Raw genomic sequence first — 3,955 nt, forward strand, 5'->3', positions numbered from 1 at the left:
TTCAACAACGAAAATTAGAGTTAGAAAATCAGTTGAAGCAGTTTAATCTTCAAAACTTATTTTCAGATGAACAACGATTGTATCCCAAGGTTAGATTTCGTGGGTTTGATGAGCCTTGGAAGAAGGTTAAGTTGGGGAGAAATGTCAAAAGAATACGCAGAAAAAATAAAAATCTAGAAACTAATATTCCCTTAACAATTTCTGCACAATTTGGCTTAGTTGATCAAAGAGATTTTTTTGGTAGAGTTGTTGCCAGTGAAAATCTTGCAAACTATATTTTGCTTAAACGTGGAGAGTTTGCCTATAATAAAAGCTATTCTAAGGAAGCTCCATATGGTTCAATTAAAAGATTGGAAAAGTATAATGAAGGAGCGCTTTCCACATTATATATTGCATTTACACCTGAAAATATTAATTCTGATTTTTTAAAAGCGTTTTTCGACACTACTAAATGGTATTCTCACATAGTTCAAGTTTCTACAGAAGGTGCAAGGAATCATGGATTATTAAATATCTCACCACAAGATTTTTTTGAAATGAGTATAACTATCCCAAAAAGTGATGAACAAAATAATATTTCCAGGATTTATAATCTTATGAATTCCCTTCTTTCCCTTCAACAACAGGATATAAATACTACACAACAACTCAAGCAATTCCTACTTCAAAACTTATTTATATAACACAAAGTCCTAGCCATCTAGCTAGGACTTTTATTTTATAGCTGAGATAAATGATGCATTACTTTGTCATTATCCTTGTTTTCGAGTTCTTGAATAATATGCAAGTAAGTCTTTTGAGTAGTTGTAATATTAGCATGACCTAGTCGTTTGGCTACACTTGCTACAGATACGCCTTCATAAAGAAGCAGTGAAGCATGTGTGTGCCTTAGTCCATGAATTGAAATAACAGGGATTTCAGCTTGATAACATAATCGCTCTAGAATTATGTTTATTGTTGAATTAAAAGCTCGTCCTGATACAAAAATAGGCTTCTCAGGGTCCATACCTTGTGTAATCTGCTTAAATTGCTGAGCAAGTTGCCAATCAATCATTACATTACGCTTCGATGTTGGATTTTTAGTCGGTCTGAACCCTCCACCTGCATATTTGTAATTCCAGGTTTTAGTAACTGTAATAACTTGCTTTTCATAATTAAAGTCATTAGGAGTTAATGCTAGGGCCTCAGCATAACGCAAACCAGTTTTAGCAACTAATAATATAAACCAATCCCAATTAGGTTCTGTACCTAACTTTAGTTGTTTTAACAACATTTGTAACTCAAATAAATTTAGATACTTTTTCTTTTTTGGTTTAGGTTTTCGACCTTTAATAATTACTCTCCGAGTTGGATCAGTTTTTATCATTCCATCGTCTAGCGCGTCTATAATTGCAGCTTTAAGGTGATGATGGAAGTCTAGGGTTGTGTGCTTTTCGTGAGTTTCAGCATAATCATTTAATAATTTTTGATATGTTTGGCGATTCAGCTCAGATAAACGCAATTCTGGAGCTAACTCTCTTAATTTACGCTCGGTCAGATAATACTTATCGAGAGTAACTTGTCGAATTGCACCTTTTTTATACAAATCAATCCAATTACCATAATACCTATAAAACAACTTTGTACTAATTTTCTTTGACATAAGAAAACCTCCTAAATTTTGATTAGGAGGTTATTGTAGCAATCTAGATAAATAGATTTTGAAGTAGGAATTGTTTGAGTTGGGTGTAAACATTTATATTTGCTTGATATATTTTTAAACTTTTGGAATGTAGAATGAAAAGTTTAGAAATAATTACTTGTTCTTCTACAGAAGGAGCAATTGAAAACATAATATTCTGCATCACATTATTCATTAATTTAGGATTTCCAACTTTTGATACGTATTTCCATGCAATTTGATTTAAAGCTTCAGCATTTGCATCATTTACATATCCATTTTTAGATAATAAAACTCCATTAACATTTGTACCATAAAATTTCCCAGCTCTAAGTCTAACCGTACCTGCATTGGCACCATCAGTAGTCCACGTGATAGCATCTTCGAACAAATAATCATGATAATACCCCAAAAGGCCATTATTGAGTGTTTGTGAAGAATATACTGGATATTTCATAATATGATCTTTAGTTTTAGAAATCTTATCTTTTGATAATACCTTTCCTCTTGTAACAGTAAATATATCTCCAACTTTTACTTTTTTCCAATTAGTACTAAAATCATGAAATCTAAGATTAGGACATTTCTTATTATCAGATAAAATATTTTGTAAGCAAAACTTTTTCAACTGCTTTTCTAGCTCTAATTTTCGTTGTTGAAGAGAAAGTAGAGTATCAACTTTTTTAAAAAGTTTAGAAATGAGCATATTCTCACTTTTACTAGCCATTTTAAAATCAAATTTTCTAATATCTCCAAGCGAAATAAATTTTTGCGAATTTCCAGAATTCAGTCTATTAGTATATTTTTTAAAAATATCAGATTGTATAATTTGAATTAAATTTATTGATGGTATTTCAGAGTTGCTTTTTATTAATGCAACATTTTTTATGGCAAATCCAGATTTTTTTACAATAGCTACATTTCCGATAGTACCAATCATTCCAAATAAGATATCATTCTTTTCAACCAAAGAACGTTTATTTATTTCTTCATAATCTTTTTTTGAAATATAAGAAATATCGTCAAAATTAATAGTACCATTTTCTAAGTTTTTAGAAGTGATTAATGGGTAGCCATTTTGAGATACATATTTCGGTGACTCATGTGTTCCATCTCTGACATCTGCAATTTGCCCCAACTTAACCTTCTTCCAAGGCTCATCAAACCCACGAAATCTGACCTTCGGATACAATCGTTGTTCATCAGATTATTTGAGTGCAATAAAAAGTGATATTTTTGCTTCAACTCAAATAAAAATAGAGAATGAAGTACTACCAAAAGGTTTGACTTTTTACTATCAGATTTCATATAATTATAACTGAAATGAAAAGAGGGCAACGGAGTCCCAGTCCGTTACCCTCGAACGTAGTTGAATAACTAGAGTTGTTAGCTAATCTTTATGATTAGCTTTTTTTATTATCGCATAGGCAAGTGCAAAGTATATACTTGCTTTGCCAATTGCAATAATGACTTCGGCCATTAAGGCACAACCCCAGTCTATTCCGAATAAACATACAAGCACCTCCAAGTTGAATAAATGAAATGGGAGGATGTAGTTATTCTGAACTACTAACTCATCTATTGACGAGCTTTTTTTATTATATCAAAGCAAAAATACGCTTGGTAGATATCAAATGAATAAATTTTGAAGTAGGAATTTTTTAAGTCGAATAATTAATTTTTTTGCATCAGAATATTTATAGGTTAAAGAATAAGATTTCAACCAAATTTTTGAGATATCTTTTTGCTCATTTAGATTAGGAACCATTGTTTCAATATTTGAAAAATCTTTTTTATTAATAATTTGCATAGCAGTATTTGCAGTTAAGCAGTCAATTCTTTTAGACCATTGTAAAGATTTAAATGCTAAAAATGTTGAATCATTAAAACTGTTAGGCGTAACCGCATTGATTTGCTGATTAAATGCAACCTTCTCTTTAAACACGCAAGTATTCTTTCCAATACTTGCGATACAAGTTACTAAAATTGAACCTTTAGGAGCAATTTGAGCTTTTTTCAGCCCCGAATTTGAAATAAATCTACTCGTATTATAGTTATACAAATCAACGATTTCGGTTGGAGTTACAAATGGCATTCCTATATTTGTATAATTAGATCTAACACTTGGTGTTGGAGTTTTTCCAGTTCTAATTTCACCTAAATCAGAAAGCTTTACTTTATTCCAGTGTGAATAATTGCCTTTAATAAATATGTTAGGGTGCTTTTTTTCAGTATTTAAATTTTCTAAAAGGTATCTATATAGCTGCTTCATAAGCTCTAATTTTCGTTGTTGAA

Annotated in this window: 3 protein-coding genes and 1 pseudogene; 1 reads left to right on the forward strand and 3 read right to left on the reverse strand. The window is 30.8% G+C overall.

What is annotated here, in order from left to right:
* Positions 1-683 (forward strand): annotated as a pseudogene (locus tag ACNDLV_RS07900) (restriction endonuclease subunit S); the annotation flags it as partial.
* 35 nt (positions 684-718) lie between these two features.
* Here the strand turns inward: ACNDLV_RS07900 and ACNDLV_RS07905 are convergent.
* The 3 genes from ACNDLV_RS07905 to ACNDLV_RS07915 all read right to left on the reverse strand — a co-directional run.
* Positions 719-1,642 carry a site-specific integrase gene (locus ACNDLV_RS07905; RefSeq protein WP_006586687.1) on the reverse strand — a complete coding sequence of 308 codons (924 nt, stop codon included), beginning with the start codon at positions 1,640-1,642 and terminating at the stop codon, positions 719-721.
* 43 nt (positions 1,643-1,685) lie between these two features.
* Positions 1,686-2,852, reverse strand: a complete 1,167-nt coding sequence (locus ACNDLV_RS07910) for a restriction endonuclease subunit S (RefSeq protein WP_006588905.1) — start codon at positions 2,850-2,852, stop codon at positions 1,686-1,688.
* A 438-nt stretch (positions 2,853-3,290) separates the two neighbouring features.
* The coding region (locus tag ACNDLV_RS07915; protein WP_498883074.1) for a restriction endonuclease subunit S at positions 3,291-3,955 on the reverse strand (665 nt) is incomplete at its 5' end.

The sequence above is a fragment of the Lactobacillus fornicalis genome (genome assembly GCF_055362665.1).